General features: G+C 74.7%; 24 protein-coding genes. 14 read left to right on the top strand and 10 right to left on the bottom strand.

Annotated elements, in window-relative coordinates:
• Nucleotides 1-4: 4 nt before the first annotated feature.
• From rpsR to rpsF, 3 genes are all read right to left on the bottom strand, one after another.
• Nucleotides 5-241, bottom strand: coding sequence for a 30S ribosomal protein S18 (gene rpsR, locus K8Z61_RS13900; protein ID WP_224130477.1), 237 nt, complete (start codon nt 239-241; stop codon nt 5-7).
• A gap of 118 nt (nt 242-359) precedes the next feature.
• Nucleotides 360-908 carry a single-stranded DNA-binding protein gene (locus K8Z61_RS13895; protein WP_224130476.1) on the bottom strand — a complete coding sequence of 183 codons (549 nt, stop codon included), beginning with the start codon at nt 906-908 and terminating at the stop codon, nt 360-362.
• 192 nt (nt 909-1,100) lie between these two features.
• Nucleotides 1,101-1,391 (bottom strand): 30S ribosomal protein S6, encoded by a 291-nt coding sequence (rpsF, locus tag K8Z61_RS13890; protein ID WP_224130475.1) that lies wholly within the window; start codon nt 1,389-1,391, stop codon nt 1,101-1,103.
• A gap of 249 nt (nt 1,392-1,640) precedes the next feature.
• Here rpsF and K8Z61_RS13885 point away from each other — a divergent pair, with 249 nt between their 5' ends.
• The 4 genes from K8Z61_RS13885 to K8Z61_RS13870 are packed head-to-tail and all read left to right on the top strand — an operon-like array spanning nt 1,641 to nt 5,536.
• On the top strand, nt 1,641-2,480 hold the full coding sequence (locus tag K8Z61_RS13885) for a protein kinase domain-containing protein (RefSeq protein ID WP_224130474.1): 840 nt from the start codon (nt 1,641-1,643) through the stop codon (nt 2,478-2,480).
• Nucleotides 2,477-3,277 (top strand): deoxyribonuclease IV, encoded by an 801-nt coding sequence (locus K8Z61_RS13880; RefSeq protein ID WP_224130473.1) that lies wholly within the window; start codon nt 2,477-2,479, stop codon nt 3,275-3,277. The genes K8Z61_RS13885 and K8Z61_RS13880 overlap by 4 nt, the downstream gene beginning before the upstream one ends.
• A gap of 43 nt (nt 3,278-3,320) precedes the next feature.
• Entirely contained in the window at nt 3,321-4,466 is a 1,146-nt protein-coding gene (locus K8Z61_RS13875; protein ID WP_308116783.1) for a peptidoglycan bridge formation glycyltransferase FemA/FemB family protein, read from the top strand.
• Nucleotides 4,463-5,536: an alanine racemase gene (locus K8Z61_RS13870; protein ID WP_224130472.1), complete on the top strand. Its 1,074-nt coding sequence runs from the start codon at nt 4,463-4,465 to the stop codon at nt 5,534-5,536. The genes K8Z61_RS13875 and K8Z61_RS13870 overlap by 4 nt, the downstream gene beginning before the upstream one ends.
• On the opposite strand, the gene K8Z61_RS13865 is transcribed toward K8Z61_RS13870, so the two are convergent.
• On the bottom strand, nt 5,533-6,966 hold the full coding sequence (locus K8Z61_RS13865; RefSeq protein WP_308116782.1) for a glycosyltransferase 87 family protein: 1,434 nt from the start codon (nt 6,964-6,966) through the stop codon (nt 5,533-5,535). The two genes, K8Z61_RS13870 and K8Z61_RS13865, sit on opposite strands and share 4 nt — an antisense overlap.
• Nucleotides 6,954-9,314 (bottom strand): transglycosylase domain-containing protein, encoded by a 2,361-nt coding sequence (locus K8Z61_RS13860; protein WP_224130471.1) that lies wholly within the window; start codon nt 9,312-9,314, stop codon nt 6,954-6,956. Before K8Z61_RS13860 ends, K8Z61_RS13865 begins: the two co-directional genes overlap by 13 nt.
• A 176-nt stretch (nt 9,315-9,490) precedes the next feature.
• Between K8Z61_RS13860 and K8Z61_RS13855 the strand changes: the two genes are divergently transcribed.
• On the top strand, nt 9,491-10,081 hold the full coding sequence (locus tag K8Z61_RS13855) for a PadR family transcriptional regulator (RefSeq protein ID WP_224130470.1): 591 nt from the start codon (nt 9,491-9,493) through the stop codon (nt 10,079-10,081).
• 20 nt (nt 10,082-10,101) lie between these two features.
• Nucleotides 10,102-11,187: an inositol-3-phosphate synthase gene (locus K8Z61_RS13850; RefSeq protein WP_224130469.1), complete on the top strand. Its 1,086-nt coding sequence runs from the start codon at nt 10,102-10,104 to the stop codon at nt 11,185-11,187.
• A gap of 220 nt (nt 11,188-11,407) precedes the next feature.
• Here the strand turns inward: K8Z61_RS13850 and K8Z61_RS13845 are convergent, their stop codons facing one another.
• The 4 genes from K8Z61_RS13845 to K8Z61_RS13830 form a co-directional block, all read right to left on the bottom strand.
• Nucleotides 11,408-12,517, bottom strand: coding sequence for a hypothetical protein (locus K8Z61_RS13845; RefSeq protein WP_224130468.1), 1,110 nt, complete (start codon nt 12,515-12,517; stop codon nt 11,408-11,410).
• Between the two features lie 18 nt (nt 12,518-12,535).
• Nucleotides 12,536-13,180 carry an ABC transporter ATP-binding protein gene (locus K8Z61_RS13840; protein WP_224130467.1) on the bottom strand — a complete coding sequence of 215 codons (645 nt, stop codon included), beginning with the start codon at nt 13,178-13,180 and terminating at the stop codon, nt 12,536-12,538.
• A gap of 61 nt (nt 13,181-13,241) precedes the next feature.
• Nucleotides 13,242-13,712, bottom strand: a complete 471-nt coding sequence (locus tag K8Z61_RS13835; protein WP_224130466.1) for an SRPBCC family protein — start codon at nt 13,710-13,712, stop codon at nt 13,242-13,244.
• A gap of 42 nt (nt 13,713-13,754) precedes the next feature.
• Nucleotides 13,755-15,233: a CCA tRNA nucleotidyltransferase gene (locus tag K8Z61_RS13830; RefSeq protein WP_224130465.1), complete on the bottom strand. Its 1,479-nt coding sequence runs from the start codon at nt 15,231-15,233 to the stop codon at nt 13,755-13,757.
• Nucleotides 15,234-15,279: 46 nt separating this feature from the next.
• Here K8Z61_RS13830 and K8Z61_RS13825 point away from each other — a divergent pair, with 46 nt between their 5' ends.
• From K8Z61_RS13825 to trxA, 7 genes are all read left to right on the top strand, one after another.
• Nucleotides 15,280-17,709 (top strand): DUF6049 family protein, encoded by a 2,430-nt coding sequence (locus tag K8Z61_RS13825; protein WP_224130464.1) that lies wholly within the window; start codon nt 15,280-15,282, stop codon nt 17,707-17,709.
• Nucleotides 17,706-19,385, top strand: coding sequence for a murein biosynthesis integral membrane protein MurJ (gene murJ, locus K8Z61_RS13820; RefSeq protein ID WP_224130463.1), 1,680 nt, complete (start codon nt 17,706-17,708; stop codon nt 19,383-19,385). Before K8Z61_RS13825 ends, murJ begins: the two co-directional genes overlap by 4 nt.
• 54 nt (nt 19,386-19,439) lie before the next feature.
• Nucleotides 19,440-21,449 carry a protein kinase family protein gene (locus K8Z61_RS13815; protein WP_224130462.1) on the top strand — a complete coding sequence of 670 codons (2,010 nt, stop codon included), beginning with the start codon at nt 19,440-19,442 and terminating at the stop codon, nt 21,447-21,449.
• Nucleotides 21,439-22,128: an RNA polymerase sigma factor SigM gene (gene sigM / locus K8Z61_RS13810; RefSeq protein ID WP_224130461.1), complete on the top strand. Its 690-nt coding sequence runs from the start codon at nt 21,439-21,441 to the stop codon at nt 22,126-22,128. The genes K8Z61_RS13815 and sigM overlap by 11 nt, the downstream gene beginning before the upstream one ends.
• Before the next feature lie 35 nt (nt 22,129-22,163).
• Nucleotides 22,164-22,961 carry a hypothetical protein gene (locus K8Z61_RS13805; RefSeq protein ID WP_224130460.1) on the top strand — a complete coding sequence of 266 codons (798 nt, stop codon included), beginning with the start codon at nt 22,164-22,166 and terminating at the stop codon, nt 22,959-22,961.
• Nucleotides 22,962-23,062: 101 nt separating this feature from the next.
• The gene (trxB, locus tag K8Z61_RS13800; protein ID WP_224130459.1) at nt 23,063-24,070 is read left to right on the top strand and encodes a thioredoxin-disulfide reductase; all 1,008 of its coding nucleotides are present in this window, start codon (nt 23,063-23,065) and stop codon (nt 24,068-24,070) included.
• A gap of 96 nt (nt 24,071-24,166) precedes the next feature.
• A complete protein-coding gene (gene trxA, locus K8Z61_RS13795; protein ID WP_224130458.1) occupies nt 24,167-24,493 on the top strand; it encodes a thioredoxin in 327 nt (108 codons plus the stop codon).
• 67 nt (nt 24,494-24,560) lie between these two features.
• Here trxA and K8Z61_RS13790 read toward each other — a convergent pair whose 3' ends face one another.
• The gene (locus K8Z61_RS13790) at nt 24,561-25,205 is read right to left on the bottom strand and encodes a GNAT family N-acetyltransferase (RefSeq protein WP_224130457.1); all 645 of its coding nucleotides are present in this window, start codon (nt 25,203-25,205) and stop codon (nt 24,561-24,563) included.
• Nucleotides 25,206-25,304: 99 nt separating this feature from the next.
• Between K8Z61_RS13790 and K8Z61_RS13785 the strand changes: the two genes are divergently transcribed.
• Nucleotides 25,305-26,624, top strand: coding sequence for a PLP-dependent aminotransferase family protein (locus tag K8Z61_RS13785; RefSeq protein WP_224130456.1), 1,320 nt, complete (start codon nt 25,305-25,307; stop codon nt 26,622-26,624).
• Nucleotides 26,625-26,626: the final 2 nt, after the last annotated feature.

Raw genomic sequence — 26,626 nt, 5'->3', positions numbered from 1 at the left:
CCTCTCAGCGACCGGTGGACGTGTAGGGCAGCAGGGCGACCTCGCGCGCGTTCTTCACGGCGGTGGCGACGTCGCGCTGGTGCTGGACGCAGTTGCCGGTGACCCGACGAGCGCGGATCTTGCCGCGGTCGGAGATGAACTTGCGGAGGAGACCGGTGTCCTTGTAGTCGACGCCGGTCGCCTTCTCCTTGCAGAACTGGCAAACCTTCTTCTTCGGCTTGCGCATCACTGCCTTGGCCATTGTGGTGCTTCCTTTCTAGAAGCCCGTCCCGGACTGGCTACCGGGTCGGAATGGTGAGGGTGTGCACGGATGGATCAGCCCGTCGCGGACGACGGGGGCCCGGGATGGGGCGGGAGGATCAGAACGGCGGCTCGTCGGCGGCGCCCGGCGCCGCCCACGGGTCGTTGCCCGCGGCGGGACGCTGGCCTCCGCCGTAGCCGCCACCACCGCCGCCGCCCTGGGGGGCGGGGGTGGCCCACGGGTCGTCGCCCCCGGCCGGAGCGGCCGAGCCGCCGCCGGAGTACCCGCCCCCGCCGCCGGAGCGGCTGGCGCGAGTGACCTTGGCGGTGGCGTACTTGAGCGACGGACCGACCTCCTCGACCTCGATCTCGAAGACGGTGCGCTTCTCGCCCTCACGGGTCTCGTACTGACGCGACTTCAGGCGACCCTGCACGACGACGCGCATGCCGCGCTGCAGGGACTCGGCGACGTTCTCCGCGGCCTGACGCCAGACCGAGCAGGACAGGTACATGGACTCCCCGTCCTTCCACTCGTTGGACTGACGGTCGAAGGTGCGCGGCGTCGACGCGATCCGGAAGTTCGCCACGGCCGCCCCCGAGGGGGTGAAGCGCAGCTCCGGGTCGTCGACGAGGTTGCCGACCACCGTGATGACGGTCTCGCCTGCCATGAGGTCTCCCTAGGGTCCGAACGCCGACCCGGGAGGGCCGGGGCGTCCTGAGGTGTCCGGGTGCTGATCCTGTTGCGGGTGCGTCCGGCGCGGGCGGATGCCCGACGGCGGCCATCGTGGCCGAGGCCGCCGACAACCGGACAGGGGTCGTCCACAGACGACGCCGCGAGGGCGGGGCCGCGGCCCCGGACCTCAGTGGGCGTCGGGGCGGATGACCTTGGTGCGGAGGATCGACTCGTTCAGCGTGAGCTGACGGTCGAGCTCCTTGACGGTGGCCGGCTCCGACGTCAGGCTGACGACGGCGTAGATGCCCTCGGCGTTCTTCTTGATCTCGTACGCCAGGCGCCGACGGCCCCAGACGTCGACGGACTCGACCGAGCCGCCGTCCTTGGTCACGACGCTGAGGTACTTCTCGAGCGAGGGCGCGATGGTGCGCTCTTCGAGACTCGGGTCGAGGATGACCATCACTTCATACTTGCGCACAGCGGTCTCCACCTCCTCTGGACTAGAGCGGCCACGGTCTCTCCGTGGCAGGAGGGCTGGTGCGTCTCCCGACGGCCGAGAGGGCCGTGGGAACGTCCCCCGGGACGAGCACCCGTCGGTGGGGTCGCGCGAGGGACGTCGCAGGCTATCAGCCGGCGTGCCGACCTCACCAACCGTCGCGGACCCGGGCGCGACGGCCGGCTGTGGACGCGCCCGAGCCCGCGCACGGACCGCGGGCAGGAGGACCCCGTGCGCCTCCCGACCCGTGCCGCCCCCGGCCCGGGCGACTGCGTGCTCGGACCCGTCCTCGGTCACGGGGCGACGGCCACCGTGCACGTCGCACGGGTCCGCGGACGCCGGGCGCCGGTGGCCGCGAAGGTCCTCCGCGACCCCGGCCCCGACGCGCTCCGGGCCGCGCACCGCGAGCACGCGGCGCGGCACGTCGTCCACCCCGCGCTGCTGCACCCGGACGCCTGGCTGGCCGACGGCGCCGTCGTCGTCCTGGTCGCGCCGCTGGCCCGCGGCGGCTCGCTGGCCACCCTCCTCGCGACCACCGCGCCGCCGCCGGGCACAGCGGCCTGCGTCGTCGCCCGGCTCCTCGACGGCCTCGCGGCCCTGCACGCCGCGGGCCTCGTGCACCGCGACGTGACGCCCGGCAACCTGCTGCTCGACCCCTCGGCGGGCACGCCGCCCCGCGTGCGGCTCGGCGACCACGGCCTGACCGTGCCGGTCGGCCACCGCGAGCCTCCCGCCGCCCGGCTGCGGTCCGAGGTCGTCGGGACGGCCGGTGCCGTCGCCCCGGAGGCGGGCGAGGGCCACCCGGCCCACCCCGCGCAGGACGTCTGGGCGGCCGGTCGCCTGCTCACGCGCCTGCTCGACGCCGCCGCTCCGCCGCAGCCGGACGCGCCGGACGCCCTCGGCCGGCACGCCCTGCACAGCCTGGCCGCCCGGCTCGCCGCCCCCGATCCGGCCGACCGCCCTACCGCGGCCGAGGCGGCCCGGCTGCTGCGCGCGGCCCCGACGGCGCCCGACCCGCACCCCGCCGTCCCGGACCGGGTGTCGGCGCTGCTCCGTAGGGTGAGGCCATGAGCAGCGACGCCCTCGTCCTCGGCGCCCACGTCGACCAGGCCGACCCGATCGCCGAGGCGCAGGCGCGGCAGGCGCCGATCGTCCAGATGTTCCTGGGCGACCCCCAGTCGTACAAGGGCCCGGTCGTCGCCTACCCCGGCGGAGCGGCGGCGCTGCGCGCGGCGGCCGAGGAGGCCGGCGTCGGGCTCTACGTCCACGCGCCGTACGTCGTCAACGTCGCCACCACGAACAACCGCATCCGCATCCCGAGCCGCAAGCTCCTCCAGCAGCACCTGGACGCCGCCGCCGAGATCGGCGCGCGCGGCCTGATCGTCCACGGCGGTCACGTCAACAAGGACGACGACCCCGAGAAGGGGTTCGACAACTGGCGCAAGGCCGTCGAGGCCACCGACCTGAAGATCCCGCTCCTGATCGAGAACACCGCAGGCGGCGACAACGCGATGGCCCGGCGGCTCGACCGGCTGGCGCGGGTGTGGGACGCCGTCTCGCGCGCCGAGGGCTTCGAGCAGGTCGGCTTCTGCCTCGACACCTGCCACGCCCACGCCGGCGGCAACCCGCTCGACACCGTGGTCGACGACGTCCTGGCCATCACCGGCCGCATCGACCTCGTGCACTGCAACGACAGCCGCGACGCCTTCGACTCCGGCGCCGACCGGCACGCCTCGTTCGGCGCCGGCGAGATCGGCGACGTGCTGGCCGACGTCGTCCGCGCGGCGAAGGCGCCCGTCGTCTGCGAGACCCCCGGCGGCGCGGACGAGCACGTCGCCGACTTCGCCTGGCTGCGCGAGCGCGTCTGAGCCCGGCCCGGGCGGGGCATCGGCCCGGGGTAGCCTCTGGCGCGTGCTGAGCGTCCGCGAGATCTCCCCCGAGGACCACCTCGCCCACCTCGCCACCCGCCGGTCGGTGAGCTTCCTGCAGACGCCGGCGTGGGCGGCGGTGAAGCCGGAGTGGCAGCACGCGTCGCTCGGCTGGTTCGAGGGCGAGCGGCTCGTCGGCAGCGGCCTGGTGCTCTTCCGGAGCCTGCCGCGGATCGGCCGCTCGCTGGCCTACCTGCCCGAGGGCCCGGCGATCGACTGGTCGGTCGACGACCTGGACGCCTGGCTCGCCCCGCTCGCCGCCCACCTGAAGGGCCGCGGCGCGTTCGCGATCCGCATGGGCCCGCCCGCGGTGGTCCGCACCTGGAGCGCGGCGCAGATCAAGGACGGCATCGCCGACCCCTCCGTCCGCCGGCTCGGCGACCTCGCGCCCGCCGAGCGCGACCACGTGGGCGCGCGGGTCGTCTCCCAGCTGCGCGAGCTCGGCTGGCAGCCCCAGCTCGCCGAGGGCGGCTTCAGCGCCGGCCAGCCGCAGTTCGTCTTCCAGATCCCCCTGCGCCACCCCGACGGCGCGCCGCGCACCGAGGCCGAGGTGCTGGCCGGCATGAACCAGCTGTGGCGGCGCAACATCAAGAAGGCCGACAAGGCCGGCGTCGAGGTCCGCAGCGCGGCGCCTGGCGCGCCCGGCTTCGACGACGACCTCGCCGCCTTCCACGCCCTCTACGTGCACACCGCGGAGCGCGACCACTTCACCCCGCGTCCGCTCCCCTACTTCCGCACGATGGCGGCCGCGCTCGGCGCCGAGCACCCCGACCGGCTCCGGCTGCACCTGGCCCACCACGAGGGCGACCTGGTCGCGGCCACGATCGCGATCCGCGTCGGCGGCCACGCCTGGTACTCCTACGGCGCCTCCTCCACCGAGAAGCGCGACGTCCGCGGCTCCAACGCCGTCCAGTGGCGGATGATCCGCGACGCCCTGGAGGCCGGCTGCGACGTCTACGACCTGCGCGGCATCACCGACACCCTCGACGCCGACGACGCCCACGTCGGGCTCATCCAGTTCAAGGTCGGCACCGGCGGCGAGGCCGTCGAGCACGTCGGCGAGTGGGACCTCCCGCTCAACCGGGTGCTGTACCGCGCCTTCCAGCTCTACCTGCGGAGGCGCGGATGAGCCTGACGCTGCACGTCGCCGGCGATCGCTGGCGGGCCCACCTGCGCTCGGTGGCCGAGCGGCATCCCGGGCTGGTGCCGGTGTGCAAGGGCAACGGCTACGGCCTCGGCCTGGCCCGCCTGGCGCGCAAGGCCCAGTGGCTCGGCGTCGACGCCGTCGCGGTGGGCACCTACGCCGAGGTCGGCGAGATCGCGACCCGCTTCGACGGCTCGATGGTCGTCCTGACCCCGTGGCGCCCCTTCGGCCCCGCTCTCGACGTCACCGACGACGACGCCCTGGCCGACCGGATCGTCCACACCGTCAGCCGGGTCGAGGACCTCGACGCGCTGCTCGCCCGCCGTCCCGACGCCCGCTTCGTGCTCGAGCGGCTCACCAGCATGCAGCGCCACGGCCTGGCCGCGCGCGAGCTGTGGGCCGCCGCCCGGGCGCTGCACGAGCACCCGCGCGCCCGGCTCGAGGGGGTCGCGATGCACCTGCCGCTCGCGCAGGGCTCGCACCTGAGCCAGATGCAGCGGCTGATGACCGACGTCGTCGGCGCCGAGCTGCCCGAAGGCCCCGGCGCGCGCACCGTCTGGGTCAGTCACCTCACCGACGCCGAGCTGGAGACGCTGCGCGGCGAGTACCCCGACTTCGTCCTGCGCCCGCGCATCGGCACCGCCCTGTGGCTCGGCGACCGGGAGGCACTGACCGTCACCGCCACCGTGCTCGACGTGCACGCGGTCGAGCGCGGCGACGCCTTCGGCTACCGCGGCCGCACCGCGCCGAAGGCCGGCCACCTGCTGGTGGTCTCCGGCGGCACCGCGCACGGCATCGGCCTCGAGGCCCCCACCGGCGAGCTCGACCTGCGGGGCCGGGCCGGCACGCTGGCGCGCGGCGGCCTGGACGCGCTCGGCTTCGTCCGCTCGCCGTTCTCGATCGACGGCAAGCAGCGCCTCTTCGCCGAGCCGCCGCACATGCAGGCGTCCATGCTGTTCGTGCCCGCGGGGGCGCGGGTGCCCGCCGTCGGCGAGCGGATCGACGTGCGCGTGCGGTTCACGACCACCCGCGTCGACGCCGTCGAGATCGACTAGCCGCTCGCCGCGACCGGCGCCGGCCGCCGCAGCCGGGGTGGCGGCGTGACGACGTCGGGCGTGCCGCGGCGGATGTCGCGCACGACCATCGCGATCAGGTAGAGCTCGCCGGCCATGCGCACCCAGATCGCCAGCCAGTAGAAGCCCGGGTCGCCGCCCGCGGCCGGGGCGAGGTCGCCGTCGAGGAACCACCAGACGCTGCAGAAGTAGACGATCTCGGTGGCCTGCCAGATCAGCTGGTCGCGCCAGCGCGGGCGTGCCAGCACCGCCAGCGGCAGCAGCCACAGCACGTACTGCGGCGAGTAGACCTTGTTGACCAGCAGGAACCCGGCGACGATCAGGAAGCCCAGCTGGGCCAGCGACGGCGTGCGTCGCGCGCGCCAGCCGACGAACGCCACGAGCAGGCACCACACCGCGAAGAAGAGCTCGGAGCCGAGGTTGACGGCGTCGGCGCTGATGCCCCTGCCCGCGACCTGCTGCATCACCAGCCAGATCGAGCCGAGGTCGGGGCCGCGCTCCTGGTTGAAGGTCCAGAAGACCTTCCACTCCGTCGGACCGGTGAGCAGCGCGGGCAGGTTCAGCGCCACCCAGCCGGCGGCGGTGGCGGCGGACGCCGCGCCGAGGTCGCCCCAGCGCCGCTGTCGCACGCAGATCACCAGGATCCCGCCGAGCAGGAACAGCGGGTAGAGCTTGGTGGCCGTGCCGAGGCCGATGAGCAGCCCGGTGGCCAGGGGCCGGTCGCGGGCCCACGTCCAGAGCGCGGCGGCCACCAGCGCGACGGCCAGGAGGTCCCAGTTGATCAGCGCCGTCAGCGCCAGCACCGGCGAGACCGCGAACCACGTGGCGTCCCACGGACGCCGTCGGTCGACGCCGGCCAGCAGCCAGGTCGTCAGCAGCACCAGCAGCGCGAAGCCCACGGCGTTGACGACGATGAACAGCGTGCTCTCCCGCTCGACGGCGTGATCGCCGAACAGCTGGTCGGACGGGATCTGCGCGCGCGCCGCGGCGTCGTACTCCCCGCCGATCGCCTGGGCGATCACGGCCGTGCCGTAGGCCCAGTACGAGATGCCGACCGGGTACTCCATCACCTGGGGGTACCGCTCGCGGGTCGTGGCGTCGTCGGAGTACGGCCAGGCGCGCTCCGCGAACCCGCGCCCGCTGTAGAGGTAGGGCAGGTCGGAGTAGCACATGTGCGTGTAGCGGGTCTCGCCGTTGAGCCACGACTGCTGCGCGCAGGAGTTCTTCTGCAGCATGCCCATCGCGAAGGTCAGCGTCACGAGCACGAGCAGGACGCGCACCGGCGTCCACCAGCGGTGCCGGCGGGCCCGGGTGCCGAGCGGCCCTCCGACGACCTCGCTCCACTCCCGGGCGAGCGGGTCCTCGCGCGTGGGGCCGTCGAGCGGTGCGCCGCCCCGGCTCAGATCCACCACCACGGCTCCACCGACCAGTAGGCCGCCGTCGCCGGGTTGACCTCGCGCATCGCCACCGTCCGGGCCGCCGGGGAGGCGGTCGGCGTGGGCGTGGGGGTCGGCGTGGGCGTGGGCGTGGGGCTCGGCGTGGTGGGGCAGGTGAGCAGACCGCACTGGCCGGTCGGCGACGGCTTGGGCGTCGGCGTCGGCTTCGGGGTCGGCTTGGCCGACGGCCGGACGCTGGGGGACGGCGTCGGGGACGGCGTCGGGGTCGGCGTCGCGCTCGGCTGGGACGGCTGCGGCTGGCTGGGCCGGGGACCGGTGGTGGCCGAGCCGCCGGGACGGTTGCCGTCGACGTAGGCCGGCTGCGGGAACTGCTCGACCGGCTGGCCCTCGAGGTCGATGCCCATGATCGCCCGCCAGGTGCGGGTCGGGAAGTCGGCGCCGAAGTACGACGGCAGGAACTTGGTGCCGTCCTTGTTGAAGTCGATGGGGTCGTAGCCGTCGCCGCGGGCGTACATCACGGCGGTGGCCAGCTGCGGGGTGTAGCCCACGAACCACGAGGAGATGACGTTGCCGTCGTCGTTGGTGGCGGTGCCGGTCTTGCCGGCAGCGGGACGTCCGAGCGCCTGCGCCTGCCGGCCGGTGCCGCCCTTGACGGTCTGCTGGAGCGTGTAGGAGACGTCGGCGGCGATGTCGGCGCTGATCGCCCGCTGGGGCTCGGCCTTGAACGTGTAGTCGTCGCCGTCGGGGCTGGTGACCTTGTCGATGACGTGCACCTGCGCGCGCTCGCCGCCGTTGGCGATGGTGGCGAAGGCGTTGGCCATGTTGATCGGGCTGACCCGCGCGGTGCCCAGCGTGACGCGGCTCTGCGGGGCGAGGTCGCCGGAGGTGTTCGGCAGGCCGGGGTAGTCGTTGTCGGCCTTGGACGGCGGGACGCCCATCCGCTCGGCCATCTGGACGATCTTGGCCGGGCCGTTGCTCATCGAGACGGTCATGTCGATGAACGCGGTGTTGACCGACTGCTGCATCGCGTAGATCGCGTTGATCTTGGCCCCGTAGTCGTTGCCGAGCCCGGGGCCCTCGTTGACCACACGGCTGCCGTCGGGGAAGTAGTACGGCGAGTTGCCGTCGAAGCCGTCACGCAGCGAGAAGCCGTCCTTGAGCGCCGCGGCGAGCGCGAACGGCTTGAAGGTCGAGCCGACGGACGCCCCGCGCAGCGCCCAGTTGATCTGCGACTTGAGGTAGTCCTGGCCGGCGTAGAAGCCCTTGAGGTCGCCGGTGCCGGGCTCGACGGTCGCCGCGGCGACGTGGAGGTCCTTGTCGGAGAGGTCGGAGGGACGCTCCTGCTTGATGCCCTGCTCGGCCGCCCGCATGCCCGACTTCGTCAGCGTCGTGGTGACGCGCAGGCCGCCGCCGTCGATCTGGCTGTCGGTGTAGCCCAGGCGCTGCAGCTCGCTGCGGACGAGGGCGAGCACGTGGCCCTTCTGGCCGCCCTGGCTGTTGCGCACCCGGGGCTTGGGGATCTCCGGGAGCCGCTTGCCGGTGCGCGCGGCCGTCGAGGGCGAGATCATCCCGAGCCGGCCCATGCTGTCGAGCACGTACTGGTAGCGGCCGAGCAGCGCCTTGCGGTTCGCCGAGCCGTTCGCGGGGTCGAACTGGGTCGGGTTGTTGATCACCGACGCCAGCACGGCGGACTCGGCAAGACTGAGGTCGCCGGCATCCTTCCGGAACCAGGTCTGTGCGGCGGCCTCGATGCCGTACGCGCCGCGGCCGAAGTAGATGGTGTTGAGGTAGCCCTCGAGGATCTGCTGCTTGCTCTGCTGGCGCTGCAGCTTCAGCGCCAGGATCGCCTCGCGCAGCTTGCGCGTGTACGAGCGCTGCTGGTTGAGGTAGAGGATCTTGACGTACTGCTGGGTGATCGTCGACCCGCCCTGCACGGCGTCGCCCTGCGCGTTGTTCAGCGCGGCGCGCAGGATGCCCTTCGGGTCGACGCCGGAGTCGGTGTAGAAGGTCTGGTTCTCGGCCGCGACCACGGCGTCCTTCACCGTCTGCGGCATCTTCGAGAACGGGATCGACACCCGGTTCTGCTCCGCGAAGCGGCCGATCTCGCTGGTGCCGCCCGCGTAGTAGACGAACGACGTCTGGGTCTGGAACTCCTTGTTGGGGTCCGGGATGTCGATGCTGCGGTAGGCGACGTAGAAGCCGATGACGAGGGTCAGGAACCCCGCGAGCGTCGCGATCAGGCCCCACTTGACGACGAACCGCACCCGCCGCCGCCAGCCGCCGGGCTTCGGCGCGCCGGGCGCGGCTGCGTCCTTCGACCGCTTCTTGACGGCCGGGCCCTCGGCCCTGCGCTTACCGCTCACGTCGTCTCAGGCCTCGCTGGTCGGGGTCGGGATCCACGACAGGGTACGGACCCTCCCGGCCCACCCCAACCCGAGCGCCACCTGTCGGCCGCCGGCGGCACCGCTGTGACGCACGTCGTTTCCCTCCGATCCATCGAGAGTTTCCGATCCACGGATATATCGCTACGATATGTCTCGTGGCACGTCGCGCAGAGACCATCGAGCTCGCAGTCCTCGGACTGCTGCACGAGGGACCCATGCACGGCTACGAGCTGCGCAAGCGGCTCAACCTCATGCTCGGGTGGGGCCGGGTGCTCTCCTACGGCTCCCTATACCCGACGCTGAAGAAGATGCTGCGCTCCGGCCTCATCGAGGAGACCACCGCGGGGGCCGCCGCCAGCCGCCGTCCGCGCATCGTCTACCAGGTCACCGAGGACGGCCACCGCGAGTTCGAGCGCCTGATGTCCGAGGTCGGCCCCGCCGCCTGGGAGGACGACACGTTCGACATCCGCTTCGCCTTCTTCTCCTCCACCGACATGGAGATCCGGCTGCGCGTGCTCGAGGGCCGCCGCACCCGCCTCCAGGAGCGGCTGGAGCGGGTCCAGCAGCAGCTGACGATCACGCAGAAGGAGGTCGACCGCTACGCCGCCGAGCTGCAGAGGCACGGCGTCGAGTCGGTCGAGCGCGAGGTCCGCTGGCTCTCCGACCTCATCAACGCAGAGCGCAACACCCCCCCGACCGCCTCCGGCGGTCTGCCCGACGCCGGCCCCCGGGCCGAGCACCAGTGAGACAGAGAGGAAACGACCCGATGGGTTCGGTTCGAGTAGCAATCGTGGGCGTCGGCAACTGTGCCACGTCGCTGATCCAGGGCGTCGAGTACTACAAGGACGCCGACCCGTCCGGCACCGTGCCGGGCCTCATGCACGTCGCCTTCGGCGACTACCACGTCAAGGACGTCGAGTTCGTCGCCGCCTTCGACGTCGACGACAAGAAGGTCGGCAAGGACCTCTCCGAGGCGATCAACGCCTCCGAGAACAACACGATCAAGATCACCGACGTCCCGACGCTGGGCGTCGAGGTGCAGCGGGGCCACACCCTCGACGGCCTCGGCAAGTACTACCGCCAGACCATCGAGGAGTCCTCCGCCGAGCCGGTCGACGTCGTCTCGATCCTCAAGGACCGCCAGGTCGACGTGCTGGTCTCCTACCTCCCGGTGGGCTCCGAGCAGGCCGACAAGTTCTACGCCCAGTGCGCCATCGACGCCGGCGTGGCCTTCGTCAACGCCCTGCCCGTCTTCATCGCCTCCGACCCCGAGTGGGCCCAGAAGTTCGAGGACGCCGGCGTCCCGATCATCGGCGACGACATCAAGTCGCAGGTCGGCGCCACCATCACCCACCGCGTGATGGCGAAGCTCTTCGAGGACCGCGGCGTCGTGCTGGACCGCACCTACCAGCTCAACGTCGGCGGCAACATGGACTTCAAGAACATGCTCGAGCGCGAGCGCCTGGAGTCCAAGAAGATCTCCAAGACCCAGGCCGTCACCTCGAACCTCACCGGCCCGCTGTCGGGTCTGGTCGACGACAAGAACGTCCACATCGGCCCGTCCGACTACGTGGCGTGGCTCGACGACCGCAAGTGGGCCTACGTGCGCCTCGAGGGTCGCGCCTTCGGCGACGTGCCGCTGAACCTCGAGTACAAGCTCGAGGTCTGGGACTCCCCGAACTCCGCCGGCATCATCATCGACGCCATCCGCGCCGCGAAGATCGCCAAGGACCGCGGCGTCGGCGGCCCGATCATCTCGGCGTCGTCCTACCTGATGAAGTCGCCGCCGGTCCAGCTGCCGGACGACGAGGGTCGTCGTCGCGTCGAGGCGTTCATCCGCGGCGAGGAGTGACGATCCGTCGCTGATCCCGCACCACCACGAAGGCCGGTCCCGCTCGTCGGGGCCGGCCTTCGTGCGTCCGCGGGAGCGGCACCGTCGGTTTCCCCGGGCGCCCGGGGAATCCGACGCTCCGTGACGCGCCCGGCACCTCGAGTCGCCGCGAAGGGTGCCGTACGCGTCACGGATGCTGGACGCCCCCGCGACCGCCCCGCGATCGCCGCTGACAAGCGCCTCAGCCGACCGCCAGCAGGGCGAGGAGCAGGACGTCGTGGCCGGCGACGGCCCGCAGCACGGTCTGCACCGGCAGCGGCCCCGCGGGGGTCGAGAGGAGCACGAGCCCGGCGGCGGGCCGGGCCGAGGCGACCTGACGCCACGCGTCCAGCGGCGGGAGCAGGAGCGCCACGAGCAGGAGCGCCGGCGATCCGGTCGGCGCCGCGACGACGAGCGCCCAGGCCAGCACGATCGACGGAGCCGCCAGCGCGACCAGCGGACCGGCTCCGGGCAGCGCCCACGCGGCCGCGGGCGCGGGGGCACCCGCCCAGGCCCGGGCCACGCCGAGCGCGCCGGTCACGACGACGTGCTGCGCCGCCACCAGCAGCACCGCGGCCGCCGTCGGGTGCCCGGACGCCAGCGCGCGCACCGCGATCGCGGCCCCGATCAGCCAGGGCGCCCAGGAGGCCGCGACCCGCAGGCCGGTGAGGCGCGCGAGGTCCAGCAGCGGCCGCCCGGTGACGGTCCGGCGCAGCGTCGCCGCACCGGGCCGGGCACGACGGGCGACGTCCTGGGCGCGTCCGACCGCCGCGACGACCTCGGCGTCCAGGAGCACCGCGCCGGCCCGCGCCGCCCAGCGACGACGGGCCGCGGTGGTGAGCTGCCACCGCGGCACGCGCGCACGGCGCCGGAGCCGCATCGCGCCGCCCCCACGAGCGACGGCCTGCGCGGCCATGCCCACCGCCCAGACGATCGACGCGGCCGACGTCGCCCCGCCGGCGCGGAGCGCGAGCACGACCACGGCGCCGATCGCCACCGCCGACGACGTCGCGCTCACCAGACGCACCGCGTCGAGCCGCTGGGCCAGCGCGGCGAGCACCGCCGCGGCCACCACGACGAGCGCGGCCCCGACGCCCGTCGCCGAGCTCCGCGCGACCAGGCCGACGGCCGCGACCGCGGCCGCCGCGGCCAGCACCTCGAGGACCGCGCGGCCGACGAGCGGTCGCTGGGAGGCGGCGCCGTCGTCCAGCCGCCATCGCAGTCGGGCCGGGTCGGCCGCGATCGGCCCGGCCCAGAGCGCCACGCGCAGCGCGGCGGCCAGGCCGAGCGCCAGGACCGCCAGCCCGATCACCGGACGCTCACCGGACGCTCACAGCCGGACGAGGCGGTCGGCCGCGGCCTCGAGCCCACGATCGTGGGTGGCGACGAGCGCGGCGCGATCCTCGCCGACCAGGGCCCGCACCCACCCGCCGAGCCGGGCGGTGGCCTCGCGGTCGAGGTGGCGCTCGGGCTCGTCGAGCAGCAGCACCTCCCACGGCCGGACGGCGGCGGTGGCCAGGACGACCCGCTGGCGCTGGCCGCTGCTGAGCGAGGCGGGCGTGCGGTCGGCGACGGCGTCCACGCCGAGCGCCGCGAGGGCCGCGAGGGCCGCGAGCACGGCCTCCTCGGCGGCCGCACCCGGACGACCGGCCAGCAGCGTCAGGTGGTCGAGCACCGTCAGGCTCGGCAGCCACGCGGTGTCGCCGAGCAGCGCGTGCACGGCCCGCAGGTGCGCCCGCGAGGTGACGTCGCTGGGGCGTCCGTGCCGCTCGATCACCCCGCGGTCGAGCGCGTGACGTCCGGCGAGCCCGCCGAGCAGCGTCGACTTGCCCGAGCCGTTCGCGCCGACGACCGCCACGACCTCCCCGGGGCGCACCGCGACGGAGAGGCCGGCCAGCACGGGCTCGTCGTCCCAGCGGTGGTGCAGGTCGGTCGCCGCGAGCAGCGGCGCGGGATCCGGAACGGCGGAGGTCACCCGTCCGGCATGCCCCGCGACCGGCAGCCCGAACCGTCCGGCGACCGGACGGTCCCCGGGGTCAGCCGCGCTCGGCCTCCGCCTTGAGCGCCTCGAGGGTCTGCCGCATGCCGCTGCGGAGGCCGGTGGTGAACTTCGGCTGGCCGCCGAAGGCGATCTTCGTCAGCCGCATCGAGACGTCCGAGATGCCCTGGGGGGTCTCGCGGCGCTGGGTCAGGCGGGTGCCGCCGTCGGCGGTGGGCTCGAGCTCGAAGGACCACACGGTGCGGTTCTCGCGGATCTTGAACGCGAAGCGGCGCTCGGGCTCGAACGTGACCACCTTCCCGGACGTCGGCCAGAAGAGGAACCGGTCGCGGTTGAGGTTCGAGAAGGTCGCGCCCTCGCGGACCACGCCGCCCTTGACCTTGGTGCGGACGACCTGGGGGCTGCGCGCGGACATCGCGGGCAGGTCGGTGACCAGGGCCCAGACGCGAGCGGGGGGAGCGGCGATCTCGATGGAGTCCTCGAGGAGGGCCTCGTACGTGTCGGTCATGCGCGGCAACCTAGCCGCGCCGCCCCGCGGACGGCCGACGTCTCAGGCGTCGGCGGCCGTCGCGTCCTGCTGCGCGTCCTGCTGAGCGGCCCACCAGGCGCGCAGCGCGGCCTCGGCGGACTCGGGCGTCTGCGGCCCCTCGTCCATCCGCAGCTCGAGCAGGAAGGCGTAGGCGCGGCCGACGTCGCGTCCCGGGCCGATGCCGAGGATGCCCATGATCGCGTTGCCGTCGAGGTCGGGGCGGATCGCGTCGAGCTCCTCCTGCTCGGCGAGCCGGGCGATCCGCTCCTCGAGCTCGTCGTAGGTGCGCTGCAGCCGCGCGGCCTTGCGCCGGTTGCGGGTGGTGCAGTCGGCGCGGGTGAGGATGTGCAGCCGCTCGAGCTGGTCGCCGGCGTCGCGCACGTAGCGCCGCACCGCGGCGTCGGTCCACTCCCCCGAGCCGTACCCGTGGAAGCGCAGGTGCAGCTCGACGAGCCGCGAGACGGCGTCGATCTGGTCGTTGGAGAAGCGCAGCGCCTGCATCCGCTTGCGGGTGATCTTGGCGCCGACGACGTCGTGGTGGTGGAAGGTGACGGTGCCGTCGTCGAGGAAGCGCCGGGTGCGCGGCTTGCCGACGTCGTGCAGGAGCGCGGCGAGCCGGACGAGGAGGTCCGGGCCCTCGCCGAGCCGGTGCTCCAGGTCGATGGCCTGCTCGAGCACCCGGAGGCTGTGCTCGTAGACGTCCTTGTGTCGGTGGTGCTCGTCGCGCTCCAGAGCGAGGGCCGGAAGCTCGGGCAGGACGCGCTCGGCCAGGCCGCTCTCGACCAGCACGGCGAGGCCGCGCACCGGGTCGGGCGCGCAGATCAGCTTGACCAGCTCGTCGCGCACCCGCTCGGCGGAGACGATCGAGATGCGGTCGGCCATCGCGCGCATCGCGGCGAGCACCGGGGCGTCGACCTCGAAGCCGAGCTGGGCGGCGAACCGGGCCGCGCGCAGCATGCGCAGGGGGTCGTCGGAGAAGGAGTCCTCGGGGCGTCCCGGCGTGCGCAGCACCCCGTGGGCGAGGTCGACGACGCCGCCGAACAGGTCGACGACCTCGCGGTCGGGCAGCGTCACGGCCATCGCGTTGACGGTGAAGTCGCGTCGCCCCAGGTCGCCGGCGAGGGTGTCTCCGAAGTCGACGTCGGGCTTGCGGCTCTCGGGGTCGTAGGTCTCGGACCGGTAGGTGGTGATCTCCACCTGGTACTCGCCGCGACGGCAGCCGATGGTGCCGAAGGCGCGGCCCATGTCCCACACCGCGTCGGCCCAGCCGCGCAGCAGCCGCTCGGTCTGCTCCGGGCGCGCGGAGGTGGTGAGGTCGAGGTCGGTGTGGCGGCGGCCCAGCATCGCGTCGCGGACGGGGCCGCCCACCAGCGCGAGCTCGTGCCCGGCCTCGGCGAAGCGACGACCGAGCTCGTCGAGCACGGGCGCGAGCCGGTCCAGCTCGGCCGTCACCGCACGCTGCACCTCCACGATGGTGAGCGGTGCGGGGGCCTGGGACACGGGCGGGGAGTCTAACGAGGGCTCGTCCCTGGCCTAGAGTCGACGCGTGCCCCGCCTCCGCTCGACGACGCCGGCCGGCGTCGATCGGCCCGCGGGGCCCGGGGTCCCACCCGGCGCGTCGAAGCGTTCGCCGGCGGCGCTGCTCGTCGCGGTCGGCGCCCTGCTCGTGCTGGTGACGACGCTGCTCGCCGCCGCCCCGGCCACCGCCGGACCCGCCCGGGCGGCGCAGCGGCCCGCAGCGCGGGTCGACGCCGGCACCGAGCCGCTCGCGGTGCGCATCGACACCCTCACCCCGTCCCAGCTGCAGCCCGGCGACCGCGGCTCGGTGGTCGTCACCGGACGCGTCACCAACCGCGACTCGGTGGCGTGGTCACGGGTGAACCTCTACCCGTTCGTCTCCGACGCCCCCCTCACCACCGCGCCCGAGCTCGCCGACGCTGTGGGCACCGACCCGTCCGCCCCGGTCGGCGACCGGCGCACCGACGGCGGCCCCGACCGCACCATCGAGCGGCTCGCGCCGGGCGCGTCGGCCAGCTACCGCATCAGCATCCCGATCCGCCGCCTGCGCGTGAGCGAGCCGGGCGTGTACTGGTTCGGCGTCCACGCGCTCGGCGAGGGGCCCGACGGCCGGGACGACACCGCCGACGGGCGCGCGCGCACGTTCCTGCCGCTCGTCGGCTCGCGCCGCGAGACCCGCGGGGGCGTCCGGGCCGTGCGCCCCACCCCGCTGCCGGCGTCGCTCGTCGTGCCGCTGCGGCAGCGCGTGGCCTACGCTGCCGACGGATCCATCGGCCGGCTGCGCGAGTGGACCGGCCTGCTGCGGCCCGGCGGCCGGCTCGACCGGCTCGTCGACGTCGGCCGTCAGCTGCCCTCGGCCACCTGGCTGCTGGACCCCGCCCTGCTCGACGCGGTCGAGCAGATCGCGGGCGGCGACCGCGGACGCTCGCTGGCCAGCACGCTGCGCGAGGACGGTCAGCCGACGGCAAGCGCGTCGCCCACGACCGCCACCACGAGCCCGACGGGCACCGCGATCGATCCCGGCGAGGACCCGTCGTCGGCTGCCGCCGCGGCCCCTAGCGCGACCCCGAGCGCGACCGCCGGCGCAACCCCTGCCCCCGCCGCCACCGGCCGGCTGCGCGACCCGGTGGTCGCTGCGGCCGCGGCGGCGGCCCAGCGCTGGCTGCCGCGGGCGCTCGAGGCGCTGCGCGGCGCGACGGTCCTCGCCCTGCCCTACGGCGACCCCGATCTCTCCGGCCTCGCCCGGCACGACGCCCGCCTCTACCCCGCGCTGGCCGACCGCTCCGCCGCGGCGCTGCAGGCCCGCGGCCTGACCTCGAGCCCGGCCGCCGCCGCGCCCGACGGCTACCTCAGCCCCGAGGCGCTCGCCCTGGTCGGCGGCGGCGACGGGCGACGTCCGGCCACCGTCGTGCTCGCCGACCGCGCGATCAGCCGACCGTCGAGCGCGGTCCGCGCCCTGCCGCCCGTCGTCCGGCTCGGGAGCACGCCGGCGATCCTCGCCTCCGCCGCGGCCGCCGACGGCGGGCCGGGCCCGACCCCCGCGCGCGGCGACGTCGCGCTGCGCCAGCGGATCCTCGCGGAGGCGGCGCTGCGGCTGCTGCCGACCGGCGGACGCCGTCCGCTGGTCGTCGCCCTCCCCGACGGCTGGGGCCCCGCGGACCCGGCGGGCTTCGCCGCCGGGCTCCGCGCGCCGTGGCTGTCCTACCGCGACCTCACCCTCCTGCCGCAGAGCGGGCCCTCGCAGACCGTGGCGGCGAGCCGCCTGCGGTACCCCGCGTCCGTGGAGGCGCTGGAGATCGACGGTCCCCGGTTCGCCGCCGCGCAGGCGCTGGCCCGCGCCGGGTCGGTGCTCGACGCGATCCTGCCGCTCAACGACCGCATCGGCGGCGTGGTGGAGCGCGAGGCGGTCGCGACGGTCTCCTACGGGGCCCGGGGCAGCGCCAGCGCCCTCGCGCGGGCCCGCGCCGGGCAGCGCGCCGTCCAGCGCACCCTCGACCGGGTGCGGATCAGCGCGCCGCGCGGCGTCACGCTCTCCAGCGCCACCGGCCGCTTCTCCGCCAGCGTCGTCAACGGCCTGCCGGTGCCGGTGGAGGTGCGCATCGTGGCGCAGTCGTCGGCCCCGCTGCGGATCAGCACCCCCGCGCCGCTGCGGCTCCCCGCCCGCGGACGCGCCACCGTCCTGCTCGACGCCGTCAGCGACCAGGCCGGCGTGCACAACGCCTCGCTGCTGCTGGCCGACCGTGACGACCGCCCGCTGGGCGGCCGGGTGGCCGTGCCGGTGCGGTCCGCCCAGGTCAGCATGGTGATCTGGCTGTTCCTGGCCGTCGGCCTGACGCTGCTCTTCGGCACCGTCGCGCTCCGCACGGTGCGCCGGCTGCGGGCCCGGCGCCGCGGGGCCGCCCCGGACGGCGTCGACGGCGCCCTCAGCGACCCCCGACCCCAGGAGCCCGTCCGATGAGCCACCTCGCCGCGCCCTCGACGTCCCGACGTCTGCTGTCGGCGAGCGCGGTGATGGCGGCCGGCACCGTGGTCTCGCGGCTGAGCGGCTTCGTGCGGGCCGGTCTGCTGGCCGCGGCCCTGGGCGTCAGCCTGCACGCCGAGCTGTTCACGATCGCCAACACGATCCCGAACATGCTCTACATCCTGCTGGCCGGCGGCGTCTTCAACGCCGTGCTCGTGCCGCAGCTGGTGCGGGCGGCCAAGGAGGATGCCGACGGCGGGGCCGCCTACATCGACCGGATCGTCACGGTCGCCTTCGTCTTCCTGGTGGCCGTCACCGCGCTGCTCATGCTGCTCGCGCCGCTTCTGCTCGACGTCTACCTCAGCAGCGCGTACGACGCGCCCGGCCTGGCGGCGCAGCGGGCCTCGATCATCGACCTCACGCGCTACTGCCTGCCGCAGGTGTTCTTCTACGGGATGTTCGTGCTGGTGGGCCAGGTGCTCAACGCCCGCGGCCGCTTCGGACCCATGATGTGGGCGCCGATCGCGAACAACGTGGTGTCGATCGCGGTGCTCGTGGGCTACCTCGTGGTCTTCGGCCCGGCGCTGGGCGACGAGGCGCGCGGCGCCTACTCCACGACCCAGGAGCTGGTGCTCGGGGTCGGCTCGACGATCGGCATCGCGGCGCAGCTGCTCATCCTGCTGCCCTACCTCCGCGCGGCGGGCGTGCGCCTGCGGCCGCGGTTCGACCTGCGGGGCACCGGCCTGGGCCGCACCGCCCGGCTGGCGGTCTGGACGGTCGCCTTCGTCGTGGTGAACCAGATCGCCTACGCGGTGATCGTCCGGCTGGCGTCCGGCGGCGTGGCCGAGGGGGCGTCCGGAACCGGCTACACCGTCTACTCGCTCGCATTCCTGATCGTGATGGTGCCGCACGGCATCGTCACGGTCTCCCTGGCCACCGCGGTGCTGCCCGACCTGTCCGCGAGCGCCGCCGACGGCGACCTGCGCCGCCTCAGCCGGGTGCTCGGCGGCGTGCTGCGCAGCGCGCTGGTGCTGATCGTCCCGTTCGCGGCGCTGCTGCCGCTGGTGGCCGAGCCGATCGCGCGGGTGATGCTGCACGGCGCCGCCGGCACGGCCAGCGACGTCGACCTCCTCGTGCCGACCCTCGCCCTCTTCGGCCCCGGCATCGTGCTCTTCACCGTGCACTACGTGCTGCTGCGCGGCTTCTACGCGATCGAGGAGACCCGCACGGTCTTCGTCAACCAGTGCTGGGTGGCGCTGACGAACGTCGTCGTGGCGCTCGTGCTGGTGCACCTCACCGATCCCGAGCACACCGCGCCCGCCCTCGTCGCGGCCTACACCTGCTCCTACCTCGTGGGCAGCGTGCTCGGGTTCTCGGTGCTGCGACGTCGCACCGGCGGACTCGAGGGTCGCCGCCTCACCCGCTTCGCCGTCCGCCTGGGCCTCGCGGTGCTGGTCGCGACCCTCGTCGCCGGCCTCGTCGTGCTCGCCGTGCACCGACTGCTCGGCCGCGGCGGCCCGTCCGGCTGGCCCTCGGCGATCGTCGAGGGCGCGCTGGTCACCGCGGTCGAGGCGGGCGTGCTGCTGCTCGCGGCCCGCGCGCTGCGGCTCACCGAGGTCACCGACGTGGTCGACGTGCTCACCCGACGGCTGCGTCCCGGCGCCCGCGCCTGACGCCTACGATGGCCGCGAGCGGCGGTCGAGCCGCTCCCGGGTCGAGGAGGTCGCGTGCCGCAGTCGAACCGGCCCGGTGACGTCCTCGCCGGCCGGTACCGCCTCATCGACCTCCTCAGCGAGAGCGGGGGAGGTCGCTTCTGGCGGGCCCAGGACGACGTGCTCGAGCGCGACGTCGCCCTGCACGTGATCGCGGCCGACGACCCCCGCGCCGACGACCTGCTCGACGCCGCCCGCCGCTCCGCCGCGGTGCTCGACCCGCGGATCCTGCGGGTGCTCGACGCCGACGTGCGCGACGGCCGGTGCTTCGTCGTCAACGAGTGGGGCTCGGGCACCTCGCTCGACATCATGCTGGCCGCCGGCGGGCACCTCGGCTCGCGGGCGGCGGCCTGGCTGGTCGCCGAGGTGGCCGAGGCGATCGCCGTCGCCCACGCGGCCGGCGTGCCCCACGGCCGGCTGCTGCCCGAGGCCGTGCTGGTCGACCGCACCGGCTCGGTGCGGGTCATCGGGCTGTGCGTCGACGCCGCCCTCCACGGCACCGGCCAGGGGCGCCCCGAGGACGACGTCGCCGACCTGGCCCGCCTCCTCTACGCCGCCCTGACCGGCCGCTGGTCCGGCGCGCCCGGCTCCGGCGTGGAGCCGGCACCACGCGAGCACGGCCGGCTGCTGCGGCCGCGTCAGGTGCGCGCCGGCGTGGCCCGCACGCTCGACGAGCTGTGCGGCGAGCTGCTCTGCACCGTGCCCTCGCCCTCGCGCCCCCGCGACCTGCGCGGCCTCTCGACCGCCCGGGGCGTCTCCGACGTGCTGCGCGACTTCATCGGCGATCCCGCGGGCCTCGACGACCTGCTCCGCTCCCGGCTGGTGGTGCGCGGCGACGAGACCGTCACCTTCTCCGCGGTGCCGGAGTTCGCCGTGCGGGAGCCCGTCGACCCGCTGACCGCGCCGCTCGAGCAGGTGCTCGACGGCGCGGCGCCGACCGTCGCGACCCCGGCAGCCCCGGCCGCGGCGGACCGCTCCGCACCCACCGAGCCCGCCGAGCCTGCTGGACCGCCGCCCACCGAGGCGGCACTGCCGGCCGTCCCGGAGCCGGACGTCGAGGTGACCCCGCAGCCGTCGCACCCGGACGCGCCCGACGCGAGCTCCACCGACCTGCCCACCGAGGCCGGGCTGCCGATCTTCGGCGACGACGACGTCTCCTGGGTCGCCGCGCCCGGCGCCCGCCGCGAGCCGTCGGCCCCGCCCCCGCCGCTGGAGGACGTCCCGGCCCGACCGCTCTTCGCGCCCACCTCGGAGCGCCGACCGCGCCCGCACGCGGTCGCCGCGGCCGCGGCCGACCCGCGCGACTTCTGGCCCTTCGAGAGCACGGGCACCGGCGTCCCCGGCCTGATCGGCCCGGTGGGCCCGTCGGACGAGCCGGGCGAGGACGACGAGGTGCCCGGCCGGCGCTGGCTGCGCGTCGCGGGCGCGCTCCTGGCCTCGCTGCTCCTGCTCCTCGCGGTCGTGATCGTCACCAACCTCGTGCGGGGGCGCGGCCCCCTGGGCGAGGCCGACCCCGCCGCCGCGGCCGACGAGCCGACGCCGAGCGCGAGCGCCACCGCCGCGGCCACCGCCCTGACCGGGCTGAGCGCCCGCGACTTCGACCCCGAGGGCCAGCCCGCCAGCGAGAACCCCGAGCTCGCCCCGCTCGCCGTCGACGGCGACCCGACCACCGGCTGGCGCACCCTCACCTACGACCAGGACCTCGGTCCGGGCGGCCTGAAGTCCGGGCTCGGGCTGGTGGTCGACCTCGGCCGCACCCGCACGGTCGAGTCGGTCACGCTGACGCTCACCGGCGCCCCCACCGAGGTCACGCTGTACGCCTCGACCACCGCCCCCACCGCGGCTCCTGCCGACGGAGCCGCGGGTCTGACCCGGCTGGTCGAGCAGTCCGTCGACACCCAGGCCACGCTCACCCCCACGCGCGCCGCGCGCGGGCGGTACCTGCTGGTCTGGCTGACGTCGCTGCCGCGGGTCGGCGACGGCTTCCAGGGCCAGATCGACGAGGTGGCGGTGCGTGGACGCTGAGCCGCCGCGGTCGTCCGGGCCCAGCGACGCCGACCTCCTCGCCGCGCACGTGGCCGGCGACCCCGACGCCTTCGCCGAGCTCTTCCGCCGCCACCGCGACCGACTCTGGGCGGTCGCCCTGCGCACCTGCGGCCATCGCGAGGACGCCGCCGACGCGCTGCAGGACGCCCTGGTCTCGGCGTACCGCCGGGCCGACGGCTTCCGCGGCGACTCCGCCGTCACGACCTGGCTGCACCGCATCGTCGTCAACGCCTGCCTCGACCGGCTGCGCGCGACGCGCGCGCGACGCACCGAGGCCCTGCCCGACGACCTTGAGGAGTACGGCGCCCGCCGCGCCGACGCCCGAGGCGTCGAGCCGGGCATCGAGGACCCCGCCGAGCTCAGCGTGCGCGACGACCGGCGTCGTCGCGTCGTGGCGGCGCTCGCGACGCTGCCGGACGAGCAGCGTGCGGCCATCGTCCTGGTCGACCTCGAGGGCCACTCGGTGGCCGAGGCCGCCGACATCCTGGGCTGTGCGCCGGGCACGGTGAAGTCCCGCTGCTCGCGCGGCCGCGCCCGGCTCCTGCCGCTGCTCGAGGGCCTGCGCGAGGACGCCGGACAGTCGCCGCCGGCCACCGGGAACCACCCGAGCGACGCGGCCGTCCCATCGGCGGACGCCGCGCGCGCCCCACCGGCCTGAGCATCCGCCCCGCCACCGCCACGAGAGGAGGAACCGTGACCCCGCAGGACCCGGTCGACCCGTCGGACCAGCACGACCAGCACGCCCCCGACGGCCAGCACGACCCCGACGGTCCGCCGCTCGACCCCCGCGCGGAGGCCGAGCTGCGCCGTCTGCTCGCCGACGCCCGGCACGCCGAGCCGATGCCCTCCGACGTCGCGGCCCGCCTCGACGACGTCCTGGCCCGGCTGCGCAGCGGCGAGTCCGACGACGCGCCCGTCGTGGCGCTCGACCACCACCGTCGCCGCGCAGCGCTGCGGCTCCTCGGCGCGGCCGCGGTCGTCGTGCTGCTCGGCGGGCTCGGCGCCCGGCTCTTCGTCTCCGGCGACGACCGCCTGGTCTCCACCGCCCAGCCCTCGACCCAGCGGACCGGCGTCGCGACCGACGCCGATCCCAACCGCGAGGGCACCGAGGCCGCCCCCGCGCCCGCCTCCGGGAACGTGCCCGCACCGTCCGCCGCGTCGACGGCGCGCGACGCGCAGGAGGGCCCGCTGCTTCTCGATCCCGTGCCGACCCTCGCGGCCGACGACTTCGTCGGCGGCGCGGAGGCCGTACGGGCCGATCTGGCCCCCAGCCTGACCGGCCTCGCCGCGCGGCCGCAGAGCTACGACCGGAGCGCCGACGCACCGTGCGCGCCGACGTCCTACGGCGAGGGTCGGGCGATCGTCGTGCAGTACGACGGCATGCCGGCCCTGCTCGTCCTGCGCGCGGCGTCCGGCCAGACGCAGGTCGCCGATCTGCTCCAGTGCGGCACCGGCGAGGTCATCCGCACGGCGACGCTCGAGGGCCGCTGACGTCGCCGCGGTCACCCCGCCGAGGGGAATGGCCGACGCCTAGGATCGGTTGGGACGAGCGACCCCGCACCGGGGTCACGCACCCGATCAGAAGGGCCCTCATGTCCGAGACCGCCACCCCCCGCAACGTCATCATCATCGGCTCGGGACCGTCCGGCTACACCGCCGCCGTCTACGCCGCGCGCGCGAGCCTGGCGCCGCTGGTCTTCGAGGGCTCCGTCACCGCCGGCGGGGCGCTGATGAACACCACCGAGGTCGAGAACTTCCCCGGCTTCCGCGACGGCATCATGGGCCCGGCGCTGATGGACGAGATGCGCGCGCAGGCCGAGCGGTTCGGCGCCGAGCTGGTGCCCGACGACGTCGTGTCGGTCGACCTCACCGGCGACGTCAAGGTCGTGCGCACCGCCACCGACGAGTTCCGGGCGCACGCCGTCATCCTGGCCACCGGCTCGGGCTACCGCCGGCTGGAGCTGCCCAAGGAGGACGAGCTCTCGGGCCGCGGCGTCTCCTGGTGCGCCACCTGCGACGGCTTCTTCTTCCGCGAGCAGCACATCGCCGTCGTCGGCGGTGGCGACTCCGCCATCGAGGAGGCCACCTTCCTGACCCGCTTCGGCAGCAAGGTCTCGCTCATCGTCCGCCGCGACGAGCTGCGCGCCTCGAAGATCATGCAGGAGCGCGCCTTCGCCGACCCCAAGCTCGAGATCGAGTGGAACTCCGTCGTCGAGGAGCTGCACGGCACCGACCGCCTCGAGTCGGTCACGCTGAAGGACACCGTGACCGGCGAGACCCGCGAGCTCCCGGCCACCGGCCTGTTCATCGCGATCGGCCACGACCCGCGCTCGGAGCTGCTGAAGGGCCAGGTCGACCTCGACGAGAACGGCTACGTCGTCGTCAAGCACCCCTCCACCGCCACCAACCTGCCCGGCGTCTTCGCCGCCGGCGACCTCGTCGACCACCACTACCGGCAGGCGATCACGGCGGCCGGCACCGGCTGCTCCGCCGCCCTCGACGCCGAGCGCTACCTCGCCGAGCTCGAGCACGTCACGAACGACCCGGCGATCGCCCAGGCCAAGGCCGACGCCGTCGCGCTCGACACCGCGAACGCCTGACCGGCGCTCGTCCCAGCACCACCCCACCCGCGGCGCGGGAACATCCCCGCCGCACCCGGCGTTCCAGCCGGTACGCCACCAGAGAAGGGAAGAACCGTGGGCAACATCGAAGCCGTCACCGACGCCGAGTTCGAGGCGCAGGTGCTCAAGTCCGACAAGCCGGTCCTCGTGGACTTCTGGGCCGAGTGGTGCGGCCCGTGCCGCCAGGTCGCGCCCATCCTGGACGAGATCGCGGGCTCGCACGCCGACAAGATCACCTTCCTGAAGATGAACGTCGACGAGAACCCCGTGACGCCGTCCACCTACCGCGTCACCGGCATCCCGACGCTCAACGTCTACCAGGGCGGCGAGGTCGTCAAGACCATCGTCGGCGCCAAGCCGAAGGCCGCGCTGCTCAACGAGCTCTCCGAGTTCATCGGCTGACGCAGTCGCCGCGCACGACGGCCCCCGGACCCCTGGTCCGGGGGCCGTCGGCGTCTCCGGCGGGAGATCAGGCGTCGGTGCGCGCGGCCGGGTCGCGGTGGGCCGGTGCGGGCGCGGGCGTGGGACGCACGACGCCCACCAGCCGCTCGAGCGCCGCCTCGACCTCGTCGCGCCAGGTGAGGGCGGAGCGCAGGTCCATGCGCAGCCGCGGGACGCGGGGGTGCGGTCGGTGCGTGCGGAAGCCGACGGCCTCCAGGAACCCCTGGGGCAGCACGTGCTCGGCGTCGCCCCGGGCGGAGGCGAAGGCCTCGACGGCCCGGATGCCGCCGCGGCCGATCAGGTCGCGGGCCATGCCCTGCACGAGCATCCGGCCGAGGCCGCAGCCCCGGTCGTCGGGGTGCACCCACGCGGAGGTGAGCAGCACGGCGTCCGGCGAGGCCGGCGCGGTCGCGAAGCCCGCCGCCCCCGGCACGTACGCCGCGGGGGCATAGACGACGTAGCCGCGCACGACGCCGTCGACCAGCACCGCCCGTCCGCACGAGCCCCACTCGCGCAGCACGGTGGAGAGCCAGGTCAGCTTCTCGTGGGAGGCGTCGTCCTCGGGCACCCGCGCGCGGCGGACCGGGTCGAGCTCCCAGAACAGGCACGACCCGCACGGCGTGCGGGCCTCCTCGAGCCGGTCGAGGGTGAGGCGGACGACGCGTCGCGACACCGGTGCACCTCCTGACGTGCAGCCGCCGCGGGTGACCTGGGGCCCATCGGGCGGGCTCCACGTGCGCGGGGTTGATCCATCGTCCATGCTAGGGGGGCCATGGATGCCGTTCCCGATCGCACGCAGACCCGTCTCGACTCCTTCGTCGACCGCTACGCGGCGCGCACGGCCGGCATGACGGCCTCGGAGATCCGGGCGCTCTTCGCGGTGGCGTCGCGTCCCGAGGTGGTCTCGCTGGCCGGCGGCATGCCGAACATCAGCGGCCTGCCGCTCGACGTCGTCAGCGGCGCCGTCGGCGACCTCATCACCCAGCACGGCGCGGTGGCGATGCAGTACGGCTCCGGCCAGGGCGTGCCCGAGCTGCGTGAGCAGATCACCGAGGTCATGCGCCTGGAGGGCATCTCGGCGCACCCGGACGACGTCGTGGTCACGGTCGGCTCGCAGCAGGCCGTCGACCTCGTCACCCGCATCTTCATCGACCCCGGTGACGTCGTCATCTGCGAGGCGCCGTCGTACGTCGGCGCGCTGGGCGTCTTCAAGGCCTACCAGGCCGACGTCGTCCACGCCGAGATGGACGCCGACGGGCTCGTGCCCGAGGCCCTGCAGCAGGCGATCACCTCGGTGAAGGCCTCGGGCCGCACGATCAAGTTCCTCTACACGATCCCGAACTTCCACAACCCGGCCGGCGTGACGATGGCCGCGGCCCGCCGGGCGCAGGTGCTCGAGATCTGCAAGCGCGAGGGCGTGCTGGTGCTCGAGGACAACCCGTACGGCCTGCTGGGCTTCGACCGCGACCCGCTGCGCGCCCTGCGCGCCGACGAGGCCGACAACGTCGTCTACCTGGGGTCGTTCTCCAAGACCTTCGCGCCCGGCTTCCGGGTCGGGTGGGCGCTCGCGCCGCACCCCGTCCGCGAGAAGCTCGTGCTGGCGCAGGAGTCGGCGACCCTGTGTCCGCCGCAGTTCTCCCAGATGGCCATCTCGGCCTACCTGGCCAAGCACGACTGGCTCGGGCAGATCAAGCAGTTCCGCGAGATGTACCGCGAGCGTCGCGACGCGATGATCGGCGCCCTGGACGACCTCATGCCGGCGGGCTGCAGCTGGAACGTCCCCGACGGCGGCTTCTACGTCTGGCTGACGCTGCCCCCCGGCGTCGACGCGAAGGCGATGCTGCCGCGCGCGGTCACCGCGCGCGTCGCCTACGTGCCGGGCACCGCGTTCTTCGCCGACGGCTTCGGGTCCCGCGCCATGCGGCTCTCGTACTGCTACCCGACGCCCGAGCGCATCCGCGAGGGCGTGCGTCGGCTCGCCGGGGTGCTCGAGGCCGAGATCGAGCTGCGGGCCACCTTCGGCGCGGCCGCGCCCGAGCGCGGACTGTCGACCTATCAGGGCTACGACGGCCCCGGAACGGACGTGAGCTGACG

This window comes from Nocardioides sp. TRM66260-LWL (genome assembly GCF_020075545.1).
Taxonomy (GTDB): Bacteria; Actinomycetota; Actinomycetes; order Propionibacteriales; family Nocardioidaceae; genus Nocardioides.
Note: the sequence above shows the minus strand (reverse complement) of the source record. Positions and strands in the feature narration are given on the sequence as shown.